Source organism: Azospirillum oryzae, assembly GCF_900177515.1.
GTDB lineage: Bacteria > Pseudomonadota > Alphaproteobacteria > Azospirillales > Azospirillaceae > Azospirillum > Azospirillum oryzae_A.
In genome coordinates this window covers 374,984-399,626 of sequence record NZ_FXAK01000010.1, presented here as the reverse complement: position 1 = coordinate 399,626, position 24,643 = coordinate 374,984, and the positions used below count along the sequence as shown (strand labels likewise).

Below are 24,643 nucleotides of genomic sequence, written 5' to 3'. Positions count from 1 at the left end.
GATGAGCGTCTTCGCCTACCGCAACGGTGTTCTGCACGCCGAATCCGTGTCGCTTGAGGATGTCGCGCGGGAGGTGGGCACCCCCTTCTACCTCTATTCCACCGCGGCACTGGAATCGCACTACAACGCCTATGCCGGCGCCTTCGCCGGCCAGGACGCCGGCGTCTGCTACGCGCTGAAGGCCAACTCCAACCTTGCCGTCATCCGCACCCTGTCCAGGCTCGGGGCCGGCGGCGACGTGGTGTCGGTGGGCGAGATGAAGCGCGCGCTGGCCGGCGGCATCCCGGCGGAGCGCATCGTCTTCTCCGGCGTCGGCAAGACCCGCGAGGATCTGCGCGCCGCGCTGGAGGCCGGCATCCACCAGATCAACGTCGAATCGGTGCCGGAGCTGGAGGCGCTGAGCGAGGTCGCCTCGTCCATGGGCGTGGAGGCTCCCATCGCCTTCCGCGTCAACCCTGACGTCGACGCCAAGACCCACGCCAAGATCGCCACCGGCAAGAAAGAGAACAAGTTCGGCATCGACTATGACCACGCGCGCGAGATCTACCGCCGCGCGGCCGCCCTGCCGGGCATCAAGCCGGTCGCCATCGCCGTCCATATCGGCTCGCAGCTGACCGACCTCGCCCCCTTCCGGGCGGCCTACGAGCGGGTGGCGGCCCTGCTGCACCAGCTGCGCGAGGACGGCCACGACATCCAGCGGCTCGACCTCGGCGGCGGTCTCGGCATCACCTACAGGAACGAGGCGCCGCCCGATCTGGCCGACTATGCCGCGATGGTGCGCTCCATCACCGGCAATCTCGGCTGCCGCATCACGCTGGAGCCGGGCCGGTCGCTGGTCGGCAACGCCGGCATCCTGGTCAGCCGCGTCATCTATGTGAAGCAGGGGTTGCACCGCCGCTTCGCCATCGTCGACGCGGCGATGAACGACCTGATCCGCCCGTCGCTGTACGACGCCTATCACGGCATCGTCCCGGTGGCGGAGCCGGCCGACGGCGCGGCGCAGGAGCCTTATGACGTGGTCGGCCCGGTGTGCGAGAGCGGCGACACCTTCGCCGTGCAGCGCCCGCTGCCGCCGCTGGCCGACGACGACCTCGTCGCCTTCCTGTCGGCCGGCGCCTATGGCGCGGTGATGGCCTCGACCTACAACACCCGGCCGCTGGTGCCGGAGGTTCTGGTCAACGGCGACCGCTTCTCAGTCATCCGCCCGCGCCCGACGGTGGAGGAGATGCTGGCGGCCGAGCGCGTTCCCGACTGGCTGTAAAGGACCAGGAGCGCGAAGGGAGTATGCGGCTGGCCGCCGCGCCCGATGGCCCTAGGTCAGGCTCGACCGGTCCCCGCGATGGCGGCGGACCGGTCCGACCATGACCAGCAGGGAGACATCACCATGGCGATGCGGCAATCGGACGCCGAATGGCGCGGCGACCTGAAATCGGGCAGCGGCAAGATGCGGCTGGGCAGCGGCGCCTTCGAAGGCAGCTACTCCTTCCCGTCGCGATTCGAGAACGGCCAGGGCACCAATCCGGAGGAGTTGATCGCGGCGGCGCATGCCGGCTGCTTCTCCATGGCGCTGTCGGCCGGGCTCAGTCAGGCCGGGCACACGCCGACCCGTGTCCACACCACCGCCAAGGTGCATCTGGAGAAGGCCGGCGCCGGCTTCGCCATCAGCCGGATCGAGCTGGAGTGCGAGGCGGAAATCCCCGGCATCGACGAGGCCGCCTTCCAGGAACAGGCGAACGGCGCCAAGGCAAACTGCCCGGTGTCCAAGGCGCTGGCCGGCACTGAGATCAGGCTGACCGCCAAGCTGGTCTGATCCGCCGGATATGGGTCGCGCCGCCCGCCGCCGGGGCGGCGCCCCTCCCCCGGCCGCAATCATGCCTGCACCGATAATAATGAGCCATGTCGTCGGCGGGACTGCCGCAATGGCAATGATCGTACGCACCCACAGATCGGCCGAAGGGCAGATTGACCCCGCCGGTTTCCCCCACCCATAGTGCCGCGTTACGCGTGCGGAGGCCAAATCTTCCGTCCGCCGACCCCATCGAACGACGGCCAATGTTTTCCGCAGCCCTCCGCCTGTTCCATCATATCCTGGTTCTGCTTGCCCTCGCGCTTTCGCTTGCGGCAGTGCCGGCCGCTGCCGCGGCAAAATCGGCCCCGGAACCGGTGGTGCTGGCGCTGGACGGCGAATTCGGGCTGAACAACAGCACCTCGGCCGAATCCATCGAGCGCGGGATCCTGACCGCCATCGACGACATCAACCGCGCCGGCGGCGTTCTGGACGGCCGGCCGCTGACGCTGATCAAGCGCGAACACCGCTCGATCTCCGCCCGCGGCATCAAGAACATCCGGGAACTGGCCACCATCCCCGGACTGGTCGCCGTCTTCGGCGGCCGGTTCAGCCCGGTGGTGATCGAGGAGCTGCCGGTGCTGGAACAGACCCGCACCCTGTTCCTGGCACCCTGGTCGTCGGCCGACGCCATCGTCGACAACGGGATGAAGCCCAACTACATCTTCCGCCTGTCGCTGCGCGACAGCCTTGCGATGCCCTTCCTGCTGAAGCGGGCCGCCGACCGCGGCCTGACCCGCGTCGGGCTGCTGCTGACCAACACCGCCTGGGGCCGCTCCAACCTGGAGGCCGCCAACCGCTACCTCACCGATCACAAGACGCCGGACCTCGTTGCCACCGCCTGGTACAACTGGCGCGACCGTAGCCTGATCGACAAGTATCGGGCGCTGGCCGATGCCGGCGCCCAGGCGATCCTGTTGGTCGCCAACGACGACGAGGCCGCCGTGCTGGTGCGCGAGGTCGCCGCCCTGTCGCCGGCGCAGCGCTTGCCGATCCTCAGCCATTGGGGCGTCACCGGCGGGGATTTCGTCGGACAGGCCGGAGCGGCCCTGCAGGGGGTGGACTTCAGCGTGATCCAGACCTTCAGCCCCTTCCGCATTCCCAAGGAAAGGCTGGCTCCGGTGCTGGAGACCGCCGGGCGCCTGTTCGGCATCCAGCGGCCGGAGGACATCGTCTCGCCGGTGGGCTTCCTGCACGCCTATGAGCTGACCCGCATCCTGGCGCTCGCCATCGATCGCGCTGGGACCACCGACCGCGCCGCCGTGCGCGACGCGCTGGAACAGGTCGGCCCCTATCACGGGGTGACCCGCGACTACGACCGTCCCTTCGCCCCCGGCCGGCACGAGGCGCTGGGGCCGGACGACCTGCTGATGGCCCGCTTCCGCGCCGACGGCGTGCTGGTTCCGGTGGATTGAGAGCACGGATGACCGATCCAAGCCAACCAGGCTCCCCCCACACCGGCTCCCCCCACGGCGGCACCATCCCGCGCGCCGCCCAGCGGATGCTGACGTCCGGGCGGCTGGCCCGCCGCTTCGCGCTGGTGTCGCTGGCGCTGGGCGTGCTGATCGCCATCCTGATCGGCGCCAGCCTGTATCTGGTGTCGAGCCGCCATTTGGCGCGCCAGCACCACGCCAATGTGGAGGCAAACGCCAGCCTCGCCGCCCGCCAGACCGAAGGGCTGCTGAGCACGCTGGTGACGACGGTGCGCGAACTGGCGGACAACAGCGTGCTCGCCACGGCGCTGGTCGATTCGGCCGGGAAGGAGACCTATCTGATCCCCTTCCTGGGCAGCTTCAACCACATCGCCAGCGTGCCGGTGGCGCTGGTCTTCACCGACTTCGAAGGTGAACCGATCGCCGACAACGGGCGCCATGCCGCCCCGCTGGCCATCGCGCCGGCCGACATGGCCTGGCTGCGCGCCGCCATCGCCTCCGGCAAGCCCGCCGCCAGGGTGGTGCGGCAGGGCGACACCCAATTCCTGCTGGCGGCGGAAATGCTGATCTATTCCCGCACCGCCTCGCCGGAAGGGGCGCTGCTCTACAAGGTGCCGCTCGACTCCCTGGTCCTGCATCCGGAGGCGCAGCTTCTCCACGGCACTGCGCCGCCCCCGCCGGTGCCGTCCGACATGATGGCGGTGACGGTGCCGCTGACCGTGCCCGAACGGCTGGCGAAGTTGGGGTTGAAGCTGCGGCTGGAGGCGCCGGAAACGCCGACCACCGCGCTGCTGTCCTGGATGCTGCCCGCCTATGGGCTGGTGGCCGTGCTCGCCCTGCTGGCGATCTACATCGGCAGCCGCGCCGTCGGCAACCACATGACCCGGTCCCTGCGCGAGCTGGAACGGCTGGCCGGCGCCATCGCCACCGACGGCTTCACCGGGCAGCGCGCCCGGATCCGCGGCAATGACGAGGTTTCGGCCCTGGCGCGCGGCTTCAACGCCATGCTGGACCACATCGCGGCGATCCAGCGCGAGCGCGAGATGCGCGCGGCGGAGGAGATCACCATCCAGCGCACCCTGGCCGAGCGCGCCGAACAGGCCCGCGCCGAGGCGGAAAGCGCCCGCAACGAGGAGGAACGCTCGCGCCAGGAGGCGGTGATGGCGCTGATGGTGGCGGAGCGCGCCAACGCCGCCAAGACGCATTTCCTGGCGGCGGCAAGCCACGACCTGCGCCAGCCGGTGCAGTCGCTGGTCCTGCTGACTTCCGCCCTGGCGATCCGGCTGGGCGACCATCCGGCGGCATCGCTGGTCGGCAGCATCGAAGCGTCGATGGACGCGCTGTGCCGCCTGCTCGACGCCATCCTGGACATCTCCAAGCTGGATGCCGGCACGGTGTCCCCCAACATCCAGGCGGTGTCGCTCGGCACCATCTTCGCCCGGCTGGAGGGCGAATACCGGCTGCGCGCCGCGGAGAAGGGCGTCGCCTTCCGCAGCGTCCCCACCAACGTGACGCTGAACGCCGACCCGGCACTGCTGGAGCGGATCATCCGCAATCTGGTGGAGAACGCGTTGCGCTACACCGACCACGGCCGCATCCTGCTGGGCTGCCGCCATCGTCCGGGCGCCTTGCGCATCCAGGTCTACGACACCGGCATCGGCATCCCGCCCGAGCATCTGGAGCGGATCTTCCACGAATTCTACCAGATCTCCAATCCCACCCGCGACCGCGGCAAGGGGCTGGGGCTGGGGCTGGCCATCGTCGACCGGCTGGCGCGGCTGCTGGGCTACCGGGTGCATGTCGCGTCCCGGCCGAACAAGGGGTCCTGCTTCACGCTGGACATCCCCACCTCCGCCCTGCCCGCGGTCGAGACGGTGTCCGGGGCGCCCGATGCGGAACAGGCGCCGGAGCCCGGACGCGGCACCGCCCTGGTGATCGACGACGATCCGCTGGTGCGCGAGGGGCTGACCCTGCTGATCGAGGATTTCGGCTGGCGCGCGACCGCGGCGGACAGTGCCGCCGACGCGCTCCGCCTGCTGCGGGACCAGCCGCGCCCACCCGATCTGGTGATCGCCGATTACCGGCTGGAGGCGGGCGCCACCGGGCTGGAGGCCATCCAGGCGGTCGAAGCCGCCCTGCGGGAGCGGGGATTCCCGGCGCCGGCCAGCGTCGTGCTGACCGGCGATACCGCACCCGAGCGCATCGCCGATGCGGAGGCCAGCGGCTACCGCATCCTGCACAAGCCGATCGCCGCCAAGGAGGTCGCGCAGCTGTTGAGCGACTCCCTGCTCGACCAGCCGGCTGACCGGCGCAGTTCGACCATCCTGCAGGACTGATCGCGCCGGTCCGCCGGTGAGTCTCAGCCGCGGCTGTATTGACCGGCCGCGTCCACCTGCAAGGCCAATCGTTCGATGATGCGCACCGCCATCTGATGCCGGCTGCCGGGTGGGGGCACTTCCTGCCGCTGATGTGCGGCCGCCGCATCCTCCAGCACGCCCCGCGCCTCCTCGGCCGTGAACAGGCCTTTTTCAACCATCGCAATCACCAACGATTCACACACCGAAAGAGCGGCCAGCCCTGCCGCCTCTTCCTCCGCCGTCATCATGCCCCCCGCTTCATTTGTTCGCCATTTCACCCGGCCAAACCGCCGGTAGGTCCAATTGCATAGGGAACAACACGCGGGTCGGCTGCGCGTCACAGGCCGTTCGAGAAAAATATTCGGCCGATTAACCTATGTTGTGGCCGCCTTTGCTGAAAACCCTAAACGTTCGAGACCTCGCGGAACCGGTTCAACGGCGCGCCCGTTTATCGAAACGCCAATATTAGGACAAAGAAGGCAAAGAGACGACCATGACTCGCGCCCCGGCGAGCCGCGCCCTAGAGTCCACTCCATTGTGGCTCAAATTGAGCAGCTACCTCGTCCTGTCGGACGAGGAAAAGATGTATCTCGCCGATCTGGAAAGGACGATCGACCGCGTGTCGCCACGCACCGATCTTCTCCAACAGGGCGAAAGATATCGCGACGTCCGCATCATGAGAGAGGGATGGGCGATCCGCCACAAAGCCTTGCCCGACGGGCGGCGGCAGGTCGTCAACTTCGTGTTGCCGGGCGACATCATCGGCATGTACTGCACCCTGTTTGAATCGGCCGACCACAGCGTCACCACCCTGACCCCTGTCGAGGTGGCGAGCTTCCCGCCGGAGAAGATCGGCGAGCTGTTCCGGTCCTTCCCGCGCCTTGCCGCCGCGCTCGCCTGGTCCGGCGCGCGGGAAGAGGCCATCGTCGCCGAACGGCTGCTCAGCCTGGGCCGGCGCACCGCGCTGGAGCGCACCGCCCACCTGATCGTCGAGCTTCTGCGCCGCCTCAGCGTCGTCAACATGGTGACCGATGGGCATTTTGTGCTGCCGGTGACGCAGGAGATCCTGGCCGACGCGCTGGGCCTCAGCATCGTCCACATCAACCGCACCCTGCGGCGGCTGCGCGACAGCGGCCTGATCGAGCTGAACGGACAGCGGATCACCGTCAACGACGTGCGCCAGCTCGCCTCCGTCGGCCAGTTCGACGAGCTGTACCTCCACCTGATCCGCGCGCCCCGCCGCCTGGAGCGCGCTTTCTCCGGCGCCCACCACCACAACGGCGCCAGGATGGACGGCGAAAACCGCCCGAAGGCGTGACGGGAGTCCGTGCGGGGTGAGGTGGGGGGAACATCGCCTTCCACCCCCCGAAATTCCCCCCGCCACCCCCTGGCCCTGCCTGCGACCACGCGCCATCATCCCCATCGACCGACAGCCATTGGAAGGCCCGACGCGATGAAACAGGTGATGTTCGTGGAACTCGGCATGGGGGTGGATCTGCATGGCCAGGACGTGACCAAGGCCGCCGTCCGCGCCGTGCGCAACGCCATAGAGCGCAACTCCATGCCCGGCATGCGCACCCTGGTCGACGGCGACACCAGCCGGATGCAGGTGCGCGTCCACCTCGCCGTGCCGGCCGACGCCGACCGGCTGGACCACGAGGCGGTGAAGGCCGTCTTCCCCTATGGCGCCGTCAGCATCCACGTCACCGCCGGCGGCATGCTGGCGCCGAGCGGCATCTTCCTGGCCGACAAGAACGACCGCAACGAGCAGATCTACGTCGTCAACGCGGCGGTAGAGGTCGGGATCTAGGCCGCTTCAGGCTCCGCGCATCTTCGCCGGCGACGCGCCGAACCAGCGGCTGAAGGCGCGGCTGAAGGCGCTGACCTCCGAATAACCCAGCAGGGCGCCGATGTCGGCGATGGGGACGTGGCGCTGGCGGATATAGACCGCCGCAAGGTCGCGCCGCACCCCCTCCACCAGATCGGAGAAGCTCAGCCCCTCGTCGGCCAGCCGGCGCTGCAGGGTCCAGCGGGCGATGCCCAGCCGGTCGGCGATGTCTTCGACATAAGGCGGGCCCTCCGGCAGCCGCGCCCGCACCTCCGCCTTCACGCGGTCGAGCAGCGGCGGCGTGCCGGTGTCGCGGGCGATGTCGATCAGCGTGCCGCACAGCCCGGTCAGCCGCGCCATGTCGCCGCCGGGCATGCGGCGGTCGAGATGGCGGTCGCGCAGCAGGATGGCGTTGGTGCGCTGGCCGAAATGGGCCGGCGCGTCGAACAGCGCCTGATGCTGGCGCCACCCCTCCGGCTTGGGATGCTCGAAATGCACCTCCTCCGGCATCCAGTTCGGGCCGAGGCAGGCGCGCACCACATTGGCGAACATGCCCATGGTCAGTTCGGCATCCTGCCGCCGCTCGACGATGCGGCCGTCGAGGATGCGGTATTCCAGCCTCAGCAACTCGCCCTCGCGGACGAAGCGGGTCTCGGTCGCCTGCTGGTGGAAGGGAAAGAGCCGGGCCAGATGGTCGAGTGCGGCCCCCAGAGTCGGCGCGGCCAGCGCGATGGAGCCGATCAGCCCCAGCATTTCCGGCTGGAACTGCCGGCCGTACAGCAGACCGAAATTGTCGTTTCCGGTCTCCGCCGCCGCCACCTCCATCATCGACACATAGGCGCGGAGGTCGAGCGCCACCGTCGGCTGGCCCAGCGCCCGCTCCTCCACGCCGGCGCGGTGGAACACCCGGTCGGGACAGCCGCCCTGCGCGGCGATGAAGCCGGACACCCCGGACGCGGCGGCGGCCAGGATGTTGTGTTGCACAGAACCTGTGCGGCCTCCGCCAAGCTGGCCGGCAGTCTGCCCAATAGTCGGTCGGTGCGGCGTCATGACACAGCCCCTCGCAGCCGTTTTGCCGCAGCGCAGCAAACATCGTGCCGGAGTTCAGCCTGCCAGAATTGGTTTGCTTAGGAAATTATACGATCGCCTTACGATCACGCGGAAGAGCGACAGGCCCGTCAGCCCGGCGCCTGCCGGATCGCCTCGTATGCAGCGTTCAGGCGCTGCAGAACAGACTCCTGGCCCGACGGGCCGCTTGCCTCTGCGTTCAGATGACGCGCGCGCAGTTCCTCCATCAGCGCCTCCCACAGGGGCGGGCCGCCCTCTTCGAGCAGTTGGGCGCGGATCGACAACTCTCTGGAGGCAGGGGCATGCCGCCGCCCCCAGGCGCCCATCTGGGCCAGCATCGGCACAAGCTGGATCGCCGGTTCGGTCAGGCTGTAGATCGCGCTCTGCCGGTGACGCGGATCGTCGGACTTGGTCAGCAGGCCCGCCGCGACCAGCCGCTTGAGCCGGTCCGCCAGGACATTGGACGCGATGCCCTCCTCCGAGCGGGTGAGGAGTTCGCGATAGCGGCGCCGGTCGCCGAAAATGATGTCGCGGATGACGATCAGGCTCCAGCGGTCGCCCAGGACCTCCAGCGTCAGGTTGATCGGGCACCCCGATCGATGTGCGTCCTGCAAGACCGGTCTCCTTCCGCTTGCAAAGTAGGATCAGTCACGGTATCTTTCAACTGCTTGCAAATCGCAATCGGTTGGAGGTCCCCCGATGTCGCTGACGCTCTATGCACATCCCTTCTCGTCCTATTCCCAGAAGGTGCTGATCGCGCTCTGGGAGAACGAGATTCCCTTCACCTACCGGAATCTGGAGGATCGGGGTGCGGCGGCGGAGCGGGCGGCGCTTTGGCCGCTCGGTCGCTTTCCCGTTCTGGTGGACGATGGCCGCACGGTCGTGGAATCCAGCATCATCATCGAGCATCTGGATCTCCACCATGCCGGGCCGATCCGGTTGGTGCCCGAGGATGGCGACGCCGCGCTGGAGGTCCGGCTGATGGACCGCTTCTTCGACAACTACATCATGACGCCCATGCAGGCGCCGGTGTTCGAGTCGCTGCGACCTGACGCGACGCGGCTGGACGAGGTGAAGGAGAAAACCCGCAAGGATCTCGATACGGCTTATGGCTGGCTGGAGGAAAGGCTGTCCGGCCGACGCTGGGCGGCAGGCGAAAGCTTCACCATGGCCGACTGCGCCGCGGCCCCGTCGCTCTTCTATGCCGACTGGGTTCACCGGATCGGCCCTGACTTCCCCCGGCTGCGGGACTATCGCGCACGGCTGCTGGCGCGGCCGTCCATCGCGCGCGCCGTCGACGAGGGGCGCCCTTACCGGTCCTACTTCCCGCTCGGTGCGCCCGACCGCGACTGACCGGCGTCAAGCACGTGCCGGCGAGTTCTGGGCAGGCGATCGGTGGATAATGAAGAGATCACTGCTCAGAGCGCTCCCTCAGACCGCTGGCTTCATCCCGCCGCCCGAGACGTCGTTCTCCCGATGGCAGTGCCGCAGCCGGAAGGCGGTCACCAGCGCCAGCACGCCGAAGGCGATCAGGTACGCCGCGACGCCCCAGGCGAGCGCCAGCAGCCCCAGCGCCGGCAGCACCCACATGCTGAGCCCGAACAGGATCGACAGCACGCCGGCCACGCCCCAGGCCCATTTGCCATGGGTGCGGTCCATCCGCCACGCCCCCATCACCTCGGCAAAGCCGGTGATCACCGACCAGGCCGCGATCAGGAACACCAGCGCGAACAGGCTGGCGGCCGGCCACAGGGCGGCGACGATGCCGGCGATCAGGCTGACCACCCCCTCCAGGATGAAGGGCAGCGAGCGTTCATGGTGACGGGAGGCACGGATGCCGGCTAGAATCGCGAAGACGCCGTCCAGCAGCAGATAGGCGGCGAAGGTCAGCGCCAGCGTCGCCACCGTCACGCCCGGCATCAGCAGGGCCAGCACCCCCAGCAGGATCGCCGCCGCCCCGCGCAGGGCCAGAGCCCACCAGTTGCGCGCCAGCACCCTGTTCATGCCGTGCAGGCGGCTCGCCGGCTCGACTCCCGGCCGGCCGGTCCCGGTCTGATGTGCCTGATCGTAGGACATGGAACGCCTCCTGTTGCCGGTCGCGCGACAAGACAACAGGAGGAGAAGGGTTTTGTTGCCCGCCCTCTGATAGGCCGGTCAGTTGTTGCGGCCGAAATCCGATCCGCGTTGCGGCTCCTTGAAATAGAACATCTCGCGGTCGAAGGTGACGTCGGTGCGGGGGTTCAGCAGCGCCACCTCGGTGGTCATGCCCTGGGCGTCCAGCACCCGCCATTTGCGCAACTGGAACGGATGATCCTCGAACACCAGGGTCAGGGTGCCCTTGCCGGGGTCCTTGCTCTCCAGCAGGCTGACCTCGATCACGCCGGGGGCCTGGAAAACCTCGGTGACGGTGACATCGCCCGACAGCCGGATGTTCTTGCGCAGGATGAAGTCGGCAAGCGTCGAGCCGATGGGCGCGCTCGACTGCTGGCGCATCTCGCCGTCCCAATAGAAGACGAAAGTGCCGTCGGCGACGATGAAGTCCTTCAGCGGCCGGTCATATTCCAGCCGCATCCGGCCGGGCCGCCACAGATAGAAGGTGCCGGTCGCCTGCCGCCCGTTGGGCGCCACCTGCAGGAACTTCGACTGCAGGGTGGTGATGCCGTTCAGATACTCCTCCACCTTGGCGACGACCGCCTGATCCTGTGCCGACAGCGAGACCGGGGTGGCCGGCGCGGCGATGGCGGCAGACGGAAGCAGGACGGGAAGCGGGGCGAGGAGAGCAGCGGACAGCAGGGCGGCGGCCCGCAGAGAACGGGAAAGACGGCGAAGCACGATCTTCATCCTTGGTCGGAGTGGCCCGTGATCCCTTAACCGGGCGGTATGGCGGACATAAGGCGTCCGCCCCCCGCTGCCAAGGAGCACCAATGGCAGGACCACGGAAGTGAAATCAGGCGAAGTGAAATCGGACGGAAAGCGTTACAGCGGCTGTCCCTTGATCATCCGCGGCAGGTCGCCGACCACGCCCATCGCGTGTTTCATGAAGAAGCGCTTGACCGGCGGCAGCCGGTTGATCACCGCCATGCCCAGGTCACGCGCCAGCTTCACCGGCGGGATGTTGTTGGAGAACAGATGGACCAGCCCGTCGCACACCGCCGCCAGCAGCACGGTGTCGAAGCGGCGCCAGCGCTGGAAGCGGGCCAGCACCTCCGGCCCGCCGACGTCCAGGCCCAGGCGGTAGGCGTCGACCACCACCTCCGCCAGCGCGGCGACGTCGCGCATGCCCAGGTTCAGACCCTGCCCGGCGATCGGGTGGATGGCGTGCGCCGCCTCCCCCACCAGGGCCAGACGGTCGGCGATGAAGCGGTCGGCCAGCAGCACCGACAGCGGCCACGCCTCGCGCTTGGTCAGCAGCGTGATCTCGCCGAGATAGCCGCCGGAGCGGCGCTGAAGCTCGTCGACGAACTGGTCGTCGGGCAGCTTCAGATAGGTGTCGACCAGCGAGGTCTTCTCGCTCCACACGATGGAACAGCGGTTGTCCGTCATCGGCAGCACGGCGAAGGGGCCGTTGGGCAGGAAGTGCTCCACCGCGACGCCCTTGTTCGGCTCGGTGTGGCGGATGGTGCAGATGATGGCGCTCTGGTCGTAGGACCAGCGCCGCACCTTGATGCCCGCGCTCTCGCGCGCCATCGACCGCCGCCCGTCGGCGCCGACCAGCAGCCGGCCGCGCACCGTCCGCCCGTCGGCCAGCCGCACCGTCACGCCCGACCGCGTCCGCTCCACCGCCACCGCCTTGGCCGGCGCCAGATGGACCAGCCCCGGCAGCTCGGCCGCGCGGGTGAACAGGGCGCGGCGGATGTCCTTGTTGTCCAGAATCCAGCCGAAGGGCTGGTGCTTGCCCTCCATCGCCAGTTCGGTGTGGTCGTAATGGATGAACAGGGGGGAGAACTGGTCGGCGATGCGGATGTCCAGCATCGGGCCGGCCTGATCGGCCATGTGGTGCCACACCCCCGCCGCCTCCAGCACCATCTTGGAGGCATAGGAGATCGCGGTGGTGCGGATGTCGAACTCCTGCCCGCCCATGCGTTCGGGACTGTCCTGGTCGATGCAGACCACCGGCACGCCGGCGCTGGCCAGCGCCGCCGCCATGGTCAGCCCGGCCAGACCGCCGCCCAGCACCACGACCTCCGTGGTGATGTCTCCGCCCTGCGGCGGGACGGTCGCGTTGCCCGATTCGGTGCCCGGTACGGCCATGATGCTCGCTGCCCTCTCGCCTTCTTGTGCCTGTGCCGCCGTCGCCGGCCGGGCTTGAGCCTTGCTCCTCCCCATTGCCGGCGCTGCTGCGCGATCAGACAATTGTCGCGCGGGCGCGTCCTGTCCAGTGTCCTGTCCCCGACCCGTCGCGGCCAGCCACCGGACAGATTGTCGCTGAACGGATTTTGGGCAGCTGCCGCCTTTTTAAGCGCCCATTCGACAGGCATATTCCCATCCTTTCAGGGCAATTCAACCGGCACGATTCTTGTAATCGTTGATTTTTGCGGTCGACGCGAACAGGCTTGGGCCATCGGCGGAAGGACGGTACGGTGACAGGCCGGACTGGAACCGCAACGGGGCGGCCACAGCCTTACACGCGGCCGGAACAACGCTTTAAGGGGAAGCCACATGAAACTGGTTATGGCCATCATCAAGCCGTTCAAGCTCGACGAAGTGCGCGAGGCGCTGACGTCGCTCGGGATCCAGGGCCTGACCGTCAGCGAGGTCAAGGGCTTCGGCCGCCAGAAGGGCCAGACGGAAATCTACCGCGGCGCCGAATATTCCGTGAGCTTCCTGCCCAAGGTGAAGGTCGAGGTCGCCGTGTCCGACGATCAGTACGAGCAGGTGGTGGAGGCGATCCAGAAGGCCGCCAACACCGGCCGCATCGGCGACGGCAAGATCTTCGTGCTGGAGATCGCCCAGGCCGTGCGCATCCGCACCGGCGAGACCAACTCCGAGGCGCTGTAAGGCTTTCGGCCTCAGACTGCGGCCATGGCGGGTCCGCTCCTTCCGGCGGGAACGGACCCGATGGGCGCGCGTAGGCGCGCCTTCTCATTTTTTCAGCCGCCTTCGTTCAGGTTGACCAACGCCTCCGCCGCCAATGCGCGGGCATAATCGCGCAGGTCGGCCGGCCAGTCCGCCGTCAGTGCGTCAAACCGCGCGCGATCCGCGGCATAGAGCGCCCGCACCGCCTCCTCATATCCCGGCCGGTCGCCGGCCAGTTCCAGCATGACGCGATAGGCGGCCTCCTGCGCCCGGCGCACGCGGTCCTTCGCCTCGCTCCCTTTGCGCGCCTCGTCCACCAGCTTGCGCAGCGCCACCGACGCCCCACCCGGCTGGGCGTTCAGCCATTCCCAATGGCGCGGGAGCAGCGTGACCTCCCGCGCCACCACCCCCAGCTTCGGCCGCCCCGGCCCGCGCGGCAAGGGAGGCGGCGGTGGAGAAAGACGCCACGCGACCTCCTCGTCGCTTCCCCGCAGATCGAGGTCGATCCTTTTGCCGGTGGCATCCTCGAACACCAGCACCGGCGGCCCATCCGGCTCCGCATCCAGTGCCGCCCGCAAAGCCCGCGCAACGCTCAGCGCATCCCCGGCGGCAAGCCGGCGCTCGCCCCGGAAGGCGGTACAGAGGGTCTCGGCGGTGACGGACATGATCGGAACTCCGGTTGTGAGGAGCGGATTTTACCCGGATAAAATGTGCGCGTCAATATCACCCGGGCGAAACAGAAAGGCTCCCTCTCCCGCCCCCCTGTGACCGTTCGGCCACCTGCCACGCTGAGCCGCAATCAAGGGCTTTGTGCGCTTGTGCCCCCCGTGCCGCGCCGATAGGATCGCCCCTTCACGAGACGTGGCCGCCTCCCCGCGCCGGGGTGCGGCATCCGGGGTGCGAAGAGGGTTGCGGTCGCCATGGTCCTCACCGATTTCAGCGTCAACAGCGGTGCCGTGTTCACCGAGGCGATCGGCAATGACCGGCTCGACCTGCTGACCGACTATCCCTTCACCCGGCTGGCCAACCTGCTGGCGCCGATCACTCCGCGCGCCAATGTCTCCCCCATCCTGCTGACGGTGGGCGAGCCGCAGCACACCCCGCCGGCCATCCTCGAAGAGACGCTCCGCGCCACGGCGTCCGGCTGGAACAAGTATCCGCCGGTCGGTGGCACGCCGGAGTTCCGCGCCGCCGTCGGCGACTGGCTGACCCGCCGCTACGATCTGCCGGCCGGCCTGCTGCACGCCGACAGTTCCGTCCTGCCACTGTCCGGCACGCGGGAGGCGCTGTTCATGCTGGCCCTGCTGGCGGTGCCGACGCAGAAGGCGGGGCGCCAGCCGGCGGTGCTGATGCCGAACCCCTTCTACGCGCCCTATGAAGGGGCGGCGGTGATGGCGGGGGCGGAGCCGGTGTTCCTGTCGGCGACGCGCGAGACCGGCTTCCTGCCCGACCTCGACGCCCTGACGCCGGAACTGCTGGAGCGCACCGCCCTCTTCTATCTCTGCACCCCCGCCAACCCGCAGGGCGCGGCGGCGACGCCGGCCTATCTCGCCAAGGCCATCGGGCTGGCGCGGCAGTATGGGTTCGTGCTGGCGGTCGACGAGTGCTATGCCGAAATCTGGCTGGACGCCCCGCCGGTCGGCGCGCTCCAGGTCGCGGCCGGCCTTCACAAAACCAATGGGCCCCACGCGGACGGCAAGCCCTGGGCCAACCTGCTGGTCTTCCATTCCCTGTCCAAGCGGTCGAGCGCCGCCGGCCTGCGCTCCGGCTTCGTTGCCGGCGACCCGGCGCTGATCGGCCGCTTCTCCCGCCTGCGCAGCTACGGCTGCGCCGGAATGCCGCTGCCGGTTCTGGCCGCCAGCACCGCGCTGTGGCGCGACGAGGCGCATGTGGAGGACAACCGCGTCGCCTACCGCGCCAAATTCGCGGCGGCGGAGGCGGAGCTGGGCGGCCGCTACGGCTATTACCGCCCGGCCGGCGGCTTCTTCCTCTGGCTGGAGGTCGGCAACGGCGAGGAAGCCGCCAAGCGGCTGTGGGCGGAGGGCGCCGTCCGCGTCCTGCCCGGCGCCTATCTGTCGCGCAACAACCCCGGCGAGCCGAACCCCGGCGACGCCTTCATCCGCGTGGCCCTGGTGCAGGACGCCGACACCGTCGCCCAGGCCTGCGCGTCCATCGTCCGCATTCTCGGCTGACCGGTTCCGGCCAGCCCGCTTTTCGGTTTCTACAGCACGAGGTTTCCGTCCCATGGCCCGACCCGCCGGCCCCTCCTCCGCGCGCCCCCGGCCCAGCCTGGGACGGCAAGCCGCCAGCCCGCGCAAGGGGGCGCCCCGCGACGGCGTAAAGGAACCGACGAAGGACCGCATCCGCGCCGGCCGCGGCCGGCAGGAGAAGCCGCCTTTCTTCTCGCCCGCCATGCGCGCCTTCGTCGTCGCCCGTGCGCGCGAGGCGATGGGGTTCGTGCTCGGCCTGTTCGGCCTGCTGCTGATGGTGCTGCTGGGCAGCTACGACCCGCATGATCCCTCGCTGAACTCGGTCCCCGCCAATTTGGGAAGTGCGCACAACCTGTTCGGCACGCCCGGCGCCTATGCCGCCGACCTGCTGATCCAGTCGCTGGGCTGGGCCGCCTTCGTCATCGCCCTGGTGCCGATGTTCTGGGGCTGGCGGCTGGGTGCCCAGCGCAAGCTCGGCAATCCGCTGTTCCGCACCGTGCTGGCGCTGTGGGGCGTGTTCCTGGTGTCGATGGCGCTGGCCGGTCTGACCGACGCCTCCACCGATCCGCTCGCCCCGCTTCCCGGCGGCAGCGTCGGTCAGGTGCTTCTGCGCGGAGTCGGCAACCTGTTCGGAGCCGAGCCGATGGTGGCGACCGCCGCCGCGGTCGGCGGCGGTCTGGTGCTGTTCCTGGCCGCCGGGCTGACCATCGGCGAATGGATCGCCAGCGTCCGTTCGCTCGGCCGCGGCACGGTGAACGGTCTGCGCATGATCCGCCAGGGCGCCCGCAACGGCGTCGACACTCTGCGCCGCCATGGCCGCACCGCCGCCCAGGCTGCCTCGGTCGCGGTGGACGACGCGCTACGCGGCGACGATGCGCCGAAGCGCAATCGCCCGCGCTTCGACGAAGCCGTTCAGGTGACCCCGCTGCCCCCAGCCGGTCTTGACGCCGGTCCGGTTCCCCTGTCCGCCGGCCCGGCTGCCGCCCCGAACACAGCCGACAAGCCGATCCGCGCCGTCCCGATCATCGCCCCGCCGAAATCCGCCGCGTCGGAGCGTGAGGCGGCGAAGAACGATCCGCGTCAGACCCGCCTACCGCTCAGCGAGGAGGACGGCCCGCCGGGCTACGAGCTGCCGCCGCTCGACCTGCTGCAGATGCCGCCCACTGGCATCCGCGGCGAACAGCTGGACGAGGCGGCGCTTCAGCGCAACGCCGGGCAGCTGGAAGGCGTTCTGTCCGACTTCGGTGTTCGCGGCGAGATCCAGAAGGTTCATCCCGGCCCGGTCGTCACCCTGTACGAGCTGGAACCGGCCCCGGGCACCAAGTCGTCGCGCGTCATCGGCCTTGCCGACGACATCGCCCGCTCGATGAGCGCGGTGTCGGTCCGCGTCGCCGTGGTGCCCGGCCGCAACGTCATCGGCGTCGAGCTGCCGAACGCCAAGCGCGAGACGGTGCTGCTGCGCGAGTTGATGGCGGCGGAAGGCTTCGACAAGCATGGCGGCAAGCTGGCGCTGGCGCTCGGCAAGGACATCGGCGGCCAGCCGGTGGTCGCCGACCTCGCCCGCTTCCCCCACCTGCTGGTCGCCGGCACCACCGGCTCGGGCAAGTCGGTGGCAATCAACACGATGATCCTGTCGCTGCTCTACCGGCTGCCGCCGGAACGCTGCCGCTTCATCATGATCGACCCAAAGATGCTGGAACTGTCGGTCTACGAGGGCATCCCCCACCTGCTGACGCCCGTCGTCACCGACCCCAAGAAGGCGGTGGTCGCGCTGAAATGGACGGTGCGGGAGATGGAGGACCGCTATCGCAACATGTCCAAGCTGGGCGTGCGCAACATCGAGGGGTACAACGCCCGCCTGCGCGAGGCGCGCGAGGGCGGCGAGTCGCTGACCCGCCGCGTCCAGACCGGCTTCGACCCCGACACCGGCAAGCCGCTGTTCGAGGAGCAGCCGCTCGACCTCACCGAGCTGCCCTACATCGTGGTCATTGTCGATGAGATGGCCGACCTGATGCTGGTCGCCGGCAAGGACATCGAAGCGGCGATCCAGCGGCTCGCCCAGATGGCGCGCGCCGCCGGCATCCACCTGATCATGGCGACGCAGCGCCCGTCGGTGGACGTCATCACCGGCACCATCAAGGCCAATTTCCCGACCCGCATCAGCTTCCAGGTGACGTCGAAGATCGACAGCCGCACCATCCTGGGCGAACAGGGCGCCGAGCAGCTGCTGGGCCAGGGCGACATGCTCTATATGGCCGGCGGCGGCCGCATCACCCGCGTCCACGGCCCCTTCGTCTCCGACCATGAGGTCGAGCAGATCGTCCGGTTCCTCAAGGCGCAGGGCGAGCCCAACTACGTCGACGCCATTCTGGAGGACGAAGAGGGCGAGGAGTCCTTCGACGACGGCAGCCTGCCCGGCACCGGCGGCGGCTCCGGCGACGACCTCTACGACAAGGCAGTGGCCGTGGTCTGCCGCGAGCGCAAGGCCTCGACAAGCTTCATCCAGCGCCAGCTCCGCATCGGCTACAACTCCGCCGCCCGCCTGATCGAGCGGATGGAAACCGAGGGGGTGGTCAGCAAGCCCAACCACTCCGGCAAGCGCGAAGTGCTGGCGCGCAACATCGACGAATGAGTGTTTTTCGGCGCCCCGTTGACAGTGGGCGGGTGTAGCACCAATATCGGGGGTAGGCAGGCCGAGGACTGGTACTCCCCGGCCCGCCCGCCCGATCTTAGTGCATCAGAAGGTCAAGCAGCCGCTTGACGATCTCCAGCACCAGGATCAGGAGAGTGAGGAAGCGTTCCATCCTCAAACCCTCCGTTCGTGCGGCGGCGATGGCGGCCCTTCCGCCATCGCGTCCGCCGGGGGACTATGGCGCAGGCGCGCACGTCCGCAAACGGGAATTACATGCGGGCGTAATCTTTTCCTGATTGCAGTCAGCGACGCACATCAACGCCGCACATCAACGCCGTATAGGCACCAGCGATCCCAGCAGGAACAGCGCTGCCGCCGACACCACCACGCTCGGTCCGCCCGGCAAATCCCAGTTCAGCGACGCCAGCAGCCCGGCGACCACAGCCAGGATGCCCAGGACCGACGCCAGCACCGCCATTCCCTCCGGCGTGCGGGCGAAACGGCGGGCGGAGGCCGCCGGGATGATCAGCAGCGAGGTGATCAGCAGGATGCCGACGATCTTCATGGCGATGGCGATCACCAGCGCGATCAGCAGCATGAAGGCCAGCCGCAGGGCGTCGACCGGCATGCCCTCCACCCGCGCCAGATCCTCGTCCACCGTCACCGCCAGCAGCCGGCGCCACAGCAGTGCCAGCCCGGTCAGCGCCACCGCGCCGCCGCCATAGATCGCCATCAGGTCGCCGTCGGTCACCGACAGGATGTCACCGAACAGATAGGCCATCAGATCGACGCGCAAGGTCTCCAGAAACGCCAGCGCCACCAGCCCCAGCGACAGCGACCCGTGCGACAGGATGCCCAGCAGCGTATCCGCCGCAAGGTTGCGCCGCCTCTGCAGCGCCACCAGCGCCAGCGCCAGCGTCACGCACACCACCATCACGCCGATCATCGGATTGACGCCCAGCAGGAAACCCAGCGTCACGCCCAGCAAGGCCGAATGGGCCAGCGTGTCGCCGAAATAGGCCATGCGCCGCCACACCACGAAGGACCCCAGCGGCCCGGCCAGCAGGGCGATGCCGCCGCCGGCCAGCAGGGCGCGGATCACGAACTCATCCATGGCAGCAGCTCCCGTCATGCTCCGGAACCACCTTGCCGTCCTCGGCATGGGCGTGGTCGTGGTGATGGACATAGACGGCCAGATCGCGGGCATGGCCGCCGAACAGCGCGTGATATTCCGGGTGCCGGCTGACATCCTCCGGCCGGCCGGAACAGCAGACATGGCTGTTCAGGCAGATCACCCGGTCGGTGCGCGCCATCACCGTGTGCAGGTCGTGGCTGACCAGCAGCACGCCGCAGCCGCGCCGCTGCCGCACCTGGGCGATGCGGTTGAACAGTTCCGCCTGCCCATGCACGTCCACCGCCTGATCGGGTTCGTCCAGCACCAGCAGGTCCGGTTCGCCCAGCAGGGCACGGGCCAGCAGAACCCGCTGCATCTCGCCGCCGGAGATGGTCTGCACCGCCGAATCGGCCAGCCGCGTCACCCCGGCCTCCTCCAGCGCCGCCTCCACCTTGTCGGCGGTCACCGGCCGCCAAAGCGCCAGGAACCGGCGCACGGTCAGCGGCAGCGTGCGGTCCACCGCCAGCCGTTGCGGCATGTAGCCGACCCGCAGGTTCGGGCGCCGCAGCACCCGCCCGCCGTCGGGCGCCACCAGCCCCAGCACGGCGCGCACCAGCGTCGTCTTGCCGGCGCCGTTCGGGCCGATCAGCGTCACCACCTCCCCCGGCTGGACGGCGACGTTGACGCGGTCCAGCACGGTGCGGCGGCCGAAACGCACGGTCAGATCCTCGGTCCAGGCGAGCGGGCCGGCGAACAGCGCGGACTCATCCCGTGAAAGAGTGGGTGTTGACATGTTATGTTATAACGTGACACCAGTTGAGCGTGACTTCCCTATGCGCTGAAACCAGCGACCTGTCCAGCAAGTCGAGAGGATCCCTCCCATGCGCCTTACCGCGCTGTCCGCACTTCTGACCGCGGCCCTTGCCGCGACCGCCGCAACCGCCTCCCTGCCGGCCTGGGCCGAGGCGCCGAAGGTGGTGGTGTCGATCAAGCCGATCCATTCCCTCGTCGCTTCGGTCATGCACGGGGTGGGGGAGCCGACGCTGCTGGTCCGCGGCGGCGCCTCCCCGCACAGCTACACGATGAAGCCGTCGGACGCGAAGGCGCTGTCGGCCGCCGATCTGGTGGTCTGGGTCGGCCCCGAACTGGAAGGTTTCCTGGAAAAGCCCTTGCAGGCCAACGCGCCCAAGGCGACGCGGCTGACCCTGATGGACCTGAAAAGCCTGACCCTGCTGCAAGCCCGCGAAGGCGGCGCCTGGGAACCCCACGACCACGGCCATGAGCATCATGACCATGACCACAAGGATCACGCCCATGAAGACCACGAGGAACTGAACAGCCACATCTGGCTCGATCCCGCCAACGCCCGCGCCATCGTCACGGCGACGGCCGACGCGCTGGCCGCCAAGGACCCGGCCGATGCCGAGGCCTACCGCACCAACGCCGACCGCACGCTGCAGGCGCTCGACGCGCTGGACGCGGAACTGAAGACGACGCTCGCACCGCTGAAGGACAAGCCCTTCGTCGTCTTCCACGACGCCTACCAGTATTTCGAGGCGCGCTACGACCTGTCGGCGGTGGGGTCGATCACCGTCAGCCCCGACCGCCGTCCCTCGGCCAAACGGCTGTCCGCCATCCGCGCCAAGATCGCCGGTCTGAACGCCGCCTGCGTCTTTTCCGAGCCGCAGTTCGAACCGACGCTGGTCCGCACGGTGGTCGAGGGCACCAAGGCCAAGACCGGCGTGCTCGACCCCGAAGGCGCCGACCTGCCGGAAGGCGAAGCGCTCTACCCCACCCTGATGCGCAACCTCGCCGCATCGCTGCGCGGCTGCCTTGGCGCTTAAGCCCCGGCCGGGCCTGTGCTAAACCGCTGGGAGGGCTGGAAAGCCGGCCGGCAGAGATGAACAGGGGATGGGCGTCATGAAGATCGGTGTCGTCGGGTGCGCGGGGCGCATGGGCCAGATGCTGGTGCGCGAGATCGCGGCGACCGCGGGCTGCACGGTGGCCGGCGGGACCGAGCGGGTGGGCGGCCCGGCTCTGGGCAAGGATCTGGGCATCCTGGCCGGGATCGACCCGCTGGGCGTGACCGCCATCGACGACCCGGTCGCCCTGTTCGCGGAGGCGGATGCGGTGATCGACTTCACCAGCCCCGAGTCGACGGAACGGCACGCTGCGCTGGCCGCCCAGTCGGAAACCGTGCTGGTCGTCGGCACCACCGGCCTGAATCCGTCGCAGCAGGCGGCCATCGCCACCGCCGCCACCCACACCGCCATCGTCCAGTCGCCCAACATGTCGCTGGGCGTCAACCTGCTGCTGGCGCTGGTGGAGCAGGTGGCCCACACGCTGGGCGACGATTTCGACATCGACATCCTGGAGATGCACCACCGCCGCAAGGTCGATGCGCCGTCGGGCACCGCGCTCGGCCTCGGCCGCGCCGCGGCGGCCGGACGCGGGGTTGCGCTGGAGGATGTCTGGCAGAAGGTGCGCGACGGCCACACCGGCGCCCGCCCGCAGGGCGAAATCGGCTTCGCCACCCTGCGCGGCGGCGATGTGATCGGCGATCACACCGTCATCTTCGCCGGCGACGGCGAGCGGGTCGAGCTGACCCACAAGGCCTCCGGTCGTCAGATCTACGCCAAGGGCGCCGTCCGCGCCGCCCTGTGGGCGCAGGACAAGACGCCGGGCCTCTACAGCATGCGCGACGTGCTGGGCGTCTGAGCACCAGAGGGGCGTCTTCGACGGGACGGGGGACCTACACCCCCGCCCCGTCGCGTTCCAGCACGGCCAGAAAGGCATCGACCACGCGCGGGTCGAAATGGCTGCCCGCTTCGGCGCGCAGCAAATCCAGCACTTCTGCGATGTCCCACGCCTTCTTGTAGGGACGGCAATGCAGCAGCGCGTCGAACACGTCGGCGACGGCGACGATGCGGCCGGCAAGCGGGATGGAGTCACCGGCCAGCCCCTGCGGATAGCCGCTGCCGTCGAACTTCTCGTGATGGCTCTCGGCGATCTCCGCCCCCATCGACAGATAGCCGCGGCGGTCGCCGCCGCAGGCGTCGCGCAGGATGCTGCCGCCGATGGACGCATGGTCGCGCATCACCGCCATCTCCGCCTCGTCCAGCCGGCCCGGCTTGCGCAGGATGGCGTCGGGGATGCTGACCTTGCCGACGTCGTGCAGAACGCTGGCAAGCCCGATGGTGTCGCAGAACCAGTCGTCCAGCTCGTCCGCGAAGGCGTTGCGGGCATACAGCTCGCGGGCGATGGCGGTGGCCCAGCGGCCCAGCCGCTTCACATGGTCGCCGGTGACCTCGTCCTTGTATTCGGCCAGCTTGCCCAGCGCATGGACGGTGGCGATCTGCGCCTGGTTCAGCCGCTCATAGAGCCGCAGATTGTCCAGCCCGACCGCAGCCTTGGTGCAGAGCAGTTCCACCAGCGGCCGGTCGCCCTCGATAAAGGGGCCGCCCAGCAGGCAGAGCGCCAAGGGGGCGGCGTCGCGGCTGCGCAGCGCCGCCACCCCATGCCGGCTCCCCCAGCGCGCCTGACCATCGCCCAGCGTCGCCAGGATGTCGGCCGCGGCCTCCGCCGGCAGGTCGGCAGGCAGACCGGCCTCCGCCACGATCGCCGGCCGGCCGCCCTCCCCCGGTCCATACAGCAGGGCGGACTGTACGCCGGTCACCAGCGCCGCCGCCCGCCCGACCAGCCCGGCCAGGAAATGCGAGCGCGAGCGCAGCCCGGCCAGATGGTCGGCCGCCTCCATCACCCGCTCCAGCCCCTGCCGGCCACGCTCGATGGTGGCGATGTGCTGGTAGGAGCGCAGAGCCGCGACGGCAGCGGTGTAGAGCTTCTGCGCCGTCAGCTCGCTCTTGGCCTTGTAGTCGTTGATGTCGTAGGCGGCGATCACCTGCCGCTCCGGCGCCTGCCCCGGCTGGCCGGTGCGCAGGATGATGCGGACCTGCCGGTTGCCCATCTCCTCGCGGATGTGGCGGACCAGCTTCAGCCCGGCGTCGTCGGTCTCCATCACCACGTCCAGCAGGATGGCGGCGATGCCCGGATGCTCGACCAGAAGCGAGCGCGCCTGCCGCGCGGTGTAGGCCGACAGGAAGCGGACCGGCCGCTCCTCGAAGCTCATCTCGCCCAGCACGACGCGGGTGATGGCGTGGACCTCGTGGTCGTCGTCGACGATCAGGATCAGCCAGGGCGGGTTGCGCCGCCAGCCGTCGCCATCCCCATCGGCGGCGTCCTCGGTCTCGGCGGCGAATTCCAACACGTCGCCGTTTTCACCCCTGTCGCAGCCCTCGGCCATCACCGCCCCCGCGGTTCGATTCGCTTCGGCCGGCGTCCTGAAAATTACCGGCGCGTGCATCCCCCAATGCACCGACAATTTTCGATGAAGTTATGATGATTTGTCAATGAAACGGCGGCTGCACGACCGCCTCAGGCCGTCCGCTTCCAGGCGACGGTCAGCAGCCCGGCCGCCATCAGCAGCGACCCGCCGACCCGGTTGACCGCCCGCTGCACCGACGGCCTCCGCACCGCGCGCCGCGCCGCCGAAGCCAGCAGCGCATAACCGGCGGCGTTCAGTGTCGCCAGCACCAGGAAGGTCGCCTCCATCACCACCATCTGCCCGGCCAGCGGCCGGCCGGTGTCGAGGAACTGCGGCAGGAAAGCGACGAAGAAGACGATGCTCTTGGGGTTCAGCGCGGTGACGGCATAGGTGTGCAGCATCATGCGCCAGGGCCGGACGCCCGACTCGTCGGCCACCGTCTCCACCCCTTTGACCGGCGCCCGCCACAGCTTGATGCCGAGATAGACCAGATAGGCGGCACCGACCCATTTCAGCACGGTGAACAGCGCCGCCGAGGTCGACAGCAGCACCCCGAGCCCCAGCATGGAGGCGGTCATGGCGGTGAAGTCGCCCAGCGCCACCCCCGCCACCGTCGCCATCGCCGATTGCCGCCCATGGCCCAGCGCATAGGACACGACGATCAGCACCGTCGGCCCGGGGATCATCAGCATGATGGCGGAGGCGGCGGCGAAGGCGAGCCACAGATCGGGGGACATCGGACGGGTCTCCGGGTAGTGCCAGGAACCCGTCCATCAATCCACAGCGCGGCGGCCGGCGCAATAGCCCCGCTGGCG

General features: G+C 69.0%; 23 protein-coding genes. 12 read left to right on the top strand and 11 right to left on the bottom strand.

The genetic code is table 11. From position 1 onward, the window contains the following. Position 1 precedes the first annotated feature (1 nt). The 4 genes from lysA to B9N97_RS33535 all read left to right on the top strand — a co-directional run bounded on the left by lysA (position 2) and on the right by B9N97_RS33535 (position 5,615). Positions 2–1,261 carry a diaminopimelate decarboxylase gene (gene lysA / locus B9N97_RS33550; RefSeq protein ID WP_085092365.1) on the top strand — a complete coding sequence of 420 codons (1,260 nt, stop codon included), beginning with the start codon at positions 2–4 and terminating at the stop codon, positions 1,259–1,261. Between the two features lie 123 nt (positions 1,262–1,384). Further along, on the top strand, positions 1,385–1,810 hold the full coding sequence (locus tag B9N97_RS33545; protein WP_085092364.1) for an OsmC family protein: 426 nt from the start codon (positions 1,385–1,387) through the stop codon (positions 1,808–1,810). A 242-nt stretch (positions 1,811–2,052) separates the two neighbouring features. Then, on the top strand, positions 2,053–3,261 hold the full coding sequence (locus B9N97_RS33540; protein WP_085092143.1) for an ABC transporter substrate-binding protein: 1,209 nt from the start codon (positions 2,053–2,055) through the stop codon (positions 3,259–3,261). Between the two features lie 8 nt (positions 3,262–3,269). Further along, on the top strand, positions 3,270–5,615 hold the full coding sequence (locus B9N97_RS33535; RefSeq protein ID WP_085092142.1) for an ATP-binding protein: 2,346 nt from the start codon (positions 3,270–3,272) through the stop codon (positions 5,613–5,615). 23 nt (positions 5,616–5,638) lie between these two features. On the opposite strand, the gene B9N97_RS33530 is transcribed toward B9N97_RS33535, so the two are convergent. After that, entirely contained in the window at positions 5,639–5,884 is a 246-nt protein-coding gene (locus B9N97_RS33530; RefSeq protein WP_244561073.1) for a hypothetical protein, read from the bottom strand. A gap of 299 nt (positions 5,885–6,183) precedes the next feature. On the opposite strand from B9N97_RS33530, the gene B9N97_RS33525 reads away from it, so the two are divergent. Together B9N97_RS33525 and B9N97_RS33520 are read left to right on the top strand one after the other, a co-directional pair. Next, entirely contained in the window at positions 6,184–6,954 is a 771-nt protein-coding gene (locus B9N97_RS33525) for a Crp/Fnr family transcriptional regulator (RefSeq protein WP_167393471.1), read from the top strand. Positions 6,955–7,089: 135 nt separating this feature from the next. Then, positions 7,090–7,446, top strand: coding sequence for a Lin0512 family protein (locus B9N97_RS33520; RefSeq protein ID WP_085092139.1), 357 nt, complete (start codon positions 7,090–7,092; stop codon positions 7,444–7,446). A 6-nt stretch (positions 7,447–7,452) separates the two neighbouring features. Here B9N97_RS33520 and qhpR read toward each other — a convergent pair whose 3' ends face one another. Together qhpR and B9N97_RS33510 are read right to left on the bottom strand one after the other, a co-directional pair. Beyond that, entirely contained in the window at positions 7,453–8,448 is a 996-nt protein-coding gene (gene qhpR, locus B9N97_RS33515; RefSeq protein WP_085092138.1) for an AraC-like transcriptional regulator QhpR, read from the bottom strand. 194 nt (positions 8,449–8,642) lie between these two features. Next, positions 8,643–9,146, bottom strand: a complete 504-nt coding sequence (locus tag B9N97_RS33510) for a winged helix-turn-helix transcriptional regulator (RefSeq protein ID WP_085092137.1) — start codon at positions 9,144–9,146, stop codon at positions 8,643–8,645. 85 nt (positions 9,147–9,231) lie between these two features. Between B9N97_RS33510 and B9N97_RS33505 the strand changes: the two genes are divergently transcribed. Continuing rightward, positions 9,232–9,885 (top strand): glutathione S-transferase family protein, encoded by a 654-nt coding sequence (locus B9N97_RS33505; protein WP_085092136.1) that lies wholly within the window; start codon positions 9,232–9,234, stop codon positions 9,883–9,885. A gap of 78 nt (positions 9,886–9,963) precedes the next feature. On the opposite strand, the gene B9N97_RS33500 is transcribed toward B9N97_RS33505, so the two are convergent. The 3 genes from B9N97_RS33500 to B9N97_RS33490 all read right to left on the bottom strand — a co-directional run bounded on the left by B9N97_RS33500 (position 9,964) and on the right by B9N97_RS33490 (position 12,783). Further along, positions 9,964–10,608, bottom strand: a complete 645-nt coding sequence (locus B9N97_RS33500) for an HdeD family acid-resistance protein (RefSeq protein ID WP_085092135.1) — start codon at positions 10,606–10,608, stop codon at positions 9,964–9,966. 78 nt (positions 10,609–10,686) lie between these two features. Further along, positions 10,687–11,373: a LolA family protein gene (locus B9N97_RS33495; protein WP_085092134.1), complete on the bottom strand. Its 687-nt coding sequence runs from the start codon at positions 11,371–11,373 to the stop codon at positions 10,687–10,689. Between the two features lie 135 nt (positions 11,374–11,508). Beyond that, positions 11,509–12,783: a UbiH/UbiF/VisC/COQ6 family ubiquinone biosynthesis hydroxylase gene (locus B9N97_RS33490; protein ID WP_085092133.1), complete on the bottom strand. Its 1,275-nt coding sequence runs from the start codon at positions 12,781–12,783 to the stop codon at positions 11,509–11,511. Between the two features lie 408 nt (positions 12,784–13,191). Between B9N97_RS33490 and glnK the strand changes: the two genes are divergently transcribed. Further along, the gene (gene glnK, locus B9N97_RS33485) at positions 13,192–13,530 is read left to right on the top strand and encodes a P-II family nitrogen regulator (RefSeq protein WP_014189833.1); all 339 of its coding nucleotides are present in this window, start codon (positions 13,192–13,194) and stop codon (positions 13,528–13,530) included. 92 nt (positions 13,531–13,622) lie between these two features. Here glnK and B9N97_RS33480 read toward each other — a convergent pair whose 3' ends face one another. Then, positions 13,623–14,213: a DUF2239 family protein gene (locus B9N97_RS33480; RefSeq protein WP_085092132.1), complete on the bottom strand. Its 591-nt coding sequence runs from the start codon at positions 14,211–14,213 to the stop codon at positions 13,623–13,625. A gap of 255 nt (positions 14,214–14,468) precedes the next feature. Here B9N97_RS33480 and B9N97_RS33475 point away from each other — a divergent pair, with 255 nt between their 5' ends. Both B9N97_RS33475 and B9N97_RS33470 read left to right on the top strand, forming a co-directional pair. After that, positions 14,469–15,740, top strand: a complete 1,272-nt coding sequence (locus B9N97_RS33475; protein ID WP_085092131.1) for an aminotransferase class I/II-fold pyridoxal phosphate-dependent enzyme — start codon at positions 14,469–14,471, stop codon at positions 15,738–15,740. A 52-nt stretch (positions 15,741–15,792) separates the two neighbouring features. Further along, the gene (locus B9N97_RS33470) at positions 15,793–18,390 is read left to right on the top strand and encodes a DNA translocase FtsK (protein WP_244561072.1); all 2,598 of its coding nucleotides are present in this window, start codon (positions 15,793–15,795) and stop codon (positions 18,388–18,390) included. 328 nt (positions 18,391–18,718) lie between these two features. Here the strand turns inward: B9N97_RS33470 and znuB are convergent, their stop codons facing one another. Beyond that, positions 18,719–19,504, bottom strand: a complete 786-nt coding sequence (gene znuB, locus B9N97_RS33465; RefSeq protein WP_085092130.1) for a zinc ABC transporter permease subunit ZnuB — start codon at positions 19,502–19,504, stop codon at positions 18,719–18,721. Then, a complete protein-coding gene (gene znuC / locus B9N97_RS33460) occupies positions 19,497–20,297 on the bottom strand; it encodes a zinc ABC transporter ATP-binding protein ZnuC (protein ID WP_208621357.1) in 801 nt (266 codons plus the stop codon). The genes znuB and znuC overlap by 8 nt, the downstream gene beginning before the upstream one ends. 88 nt (positions 20,298–20,385) lie before the next feature. Here znuC and znuA point away from each other — a divergent pair, with 88 nt between their 5' ends. Together znuA and dapB are read left to right on the top strand one after the other, a co-directional pair. Next, entirely contained in the window at positions 20,386–21,348 is a 963-nt protein-coding gene (gene znuA, locus B9N97_RS33455) for a zinc ABC transporter substrate-binding protein ZnuA (protein ID WP_085092129.1), read from the top strand. Positions 21,349–21,424: 76 nt separating this feature from the next. Further along, on the top strand, positions 21,425–22,222 hold the full coding sequence (gene dapB / locus B9N97_RS33450) for a 4-hydroxy-tetrahydrodipicolinate reductase (protein WP_085092361.1): 798 nt from the start codon (positions 21,425–21,427) through the stop codon (positions 22,220–22,222). Positions 22,223–22,256: 34 nt separating this feature from the next. Here the strand turns inward: dapB and B9N97_RS33445 are convergent, their stop codons facing one another. Continuing rightward, entirely contained in the window at positions 22,257–23,807 is a 1,551-nt protein-coding gene (locus B9N97_RS33445) for a response regulator (protein WP_085092128.1), read from the bottom strand. Positions 23,808–23,938: 131 nt separating this feature from the next. Beyond that, a complete protein-coding gene (locus B9N97_RS33440) occupies positions 23,939–24,565 on the bottom strand; it encodes a LysE family translocator (protein WP_085092127.1) in 627 nt (208 codons plus the stop codon). Between the last annotated feature and the right edge of the window lie 78 nt (positions 24,566–24,643).

What these genes read in the sequence shown, in the direction of transcription:
- lysA (WP_085092365.1), top strand. Translation starts at nt 2, where the DNA reads ATGAGCGTCTTCGCCTACCGCAACGGTGTTCTGCACGCCGAATCCGTG.
- B9N97_RS33545 (WP_085092364.1), top strand. Translation starts at nt 1,385, where the DNA reads ATGGCGATGCGGCAATCGGACGCCGAATGGCGCGGCGACCTGAAATCG.
- B9N97_RS33540 (WP_085092143.1), top strand. Translation starts at nt 2,053, where the DNA reads ATGTTTTCCGCAGCCCTCCGCCTGTTCCATCATATCCTGGTTCTGCTT.
- B9N97_RS33535 (WP_085092142.1), top strand. Translation starts at nt 3,270, where the DNA reads ATGACCGATCCAAGCCAACCAGGCTCCCCCCACACCGGCTCCCCCCAC.
- B9N97_RS33530 (WP_244561073.1), bottom strand. Translation starts at nt 5,884, where the DNA reads ATGATGACGGCGGAGGAAGAGGCGGCAGGGCTGGCCGCTCTTTCGGTG.
- B9N97_RS33520 (WP_085092139.1), top strand. Translation starts at nt 7,090, where the DNA reads ATGAAACAGGTGATGTTCGTGGAACTCGGCATGGGGGTGGATCTGCAT.
- B9N97_RS33505 (WP_085092136.1), top strand. Translation starts at nt 9,232, where the DNA reads ATGTCGCTGACGCTCTATGCACATCCCTTCTCGTCCTATTCCCAGAAG.
- B9N97_RS33500 (WP_085092135.1), bottom strand. Translation starts at nt 10,608, where the DNA reads ATGTCCTACGATCAGGCACATCAGACCGGGACCGGCCGGCCGGGAGTC.
- B9N97_RS33495 (WP_085092134.1), bottom strand. Translation starts at nt 11,373, where the DNA reads ATGAAGATCGTGCTTCGCCGTCTTTCCCGTTCTCTGCGGGCCGCCGCC.
- B9N97_RS33490 (WP_085092133.1), bottom strand. Translation starts at nt 12,783, where the DNA reads ATGGCCGTACCGGGCACCGAATCGGGCAACGCGACCGTCCCGCCGCAG.
- glnK (WP_014189833.1), top strand. Translation starts at nt 13,192, where the DNA reads ATGAAACTGGTTATGGCCATCATCAAGCCGTTCAAGCTCGACGAAGTG.
- B9N97_RS33480 (WP_085092132.1), bottom strand. Translation starts at nt 14,213, where the DNA reads ATGTCCGTCACCGCCGAGACCCTCTGTACCGCCTTCCGGGGCGAGCGC.
- B9N97_RS33475 (WP_085092131.1), top strand. Translation starts at nt 14,469, where the DNA reads ATGGTCCTCACCGATTTCAGCGTCAACAGCGGTGCCGTGTTCACCGAG.
- B9N97_RS33470 (WP_244561072.1), top strand. Translation starts at nt 15,793, where the DNA reads ATGGCCCGACCCGCCGGCCCCTCCTCCGCGCGCCCCCGGCCCAGCCTG.
- znuB (WP_085092130.1), bottom strand. Translation starts at nt 19,504, where the DNA reads ATGGATGAGTTCGTGATCCGCGCCCTGCTGGCCGGCGGCGGCATCGCC.
- znuC (WP_208621357.1), bottom strand. Translation starts at nt 20,297, where the DNA reads ATGTCAACACCCACTCTTTCACGGGATGAGTCCGCGCTGTTCGCCGGC.
- znuA (WP_085092129.1), top strand. Translation starts at nt 20,386, where the DNA reads ATGCGCCTTACCGCGCTGTCCGCACTTCTGACCGCGGCCCTTGCCGCG.
- dapB (WP_085092361.1), top strand. Translation starts at nt 21,425, where the DNA reads ATGAAGATCGGTGTCGTCGGGTGCGCGGGGCGCATGGGCCAGATGCTG.
- B9N97_RS33445 (WP_085092128.1), bottom strand. Translation starts at nt 23,807, where the DNA reads ATGGCCGAGGGCTGCGACAGGGGTGAAAACGGCGACGTGTTGGAATTC.
- B9N97_RS33440 (WP_085092127.1), bottom strand. Translation starts at nt 24,565, where the DNA reads ATGTCCCCCGATCTGTGGCTCGCCTTCGCCGCCGCCTCCGCCATCATG.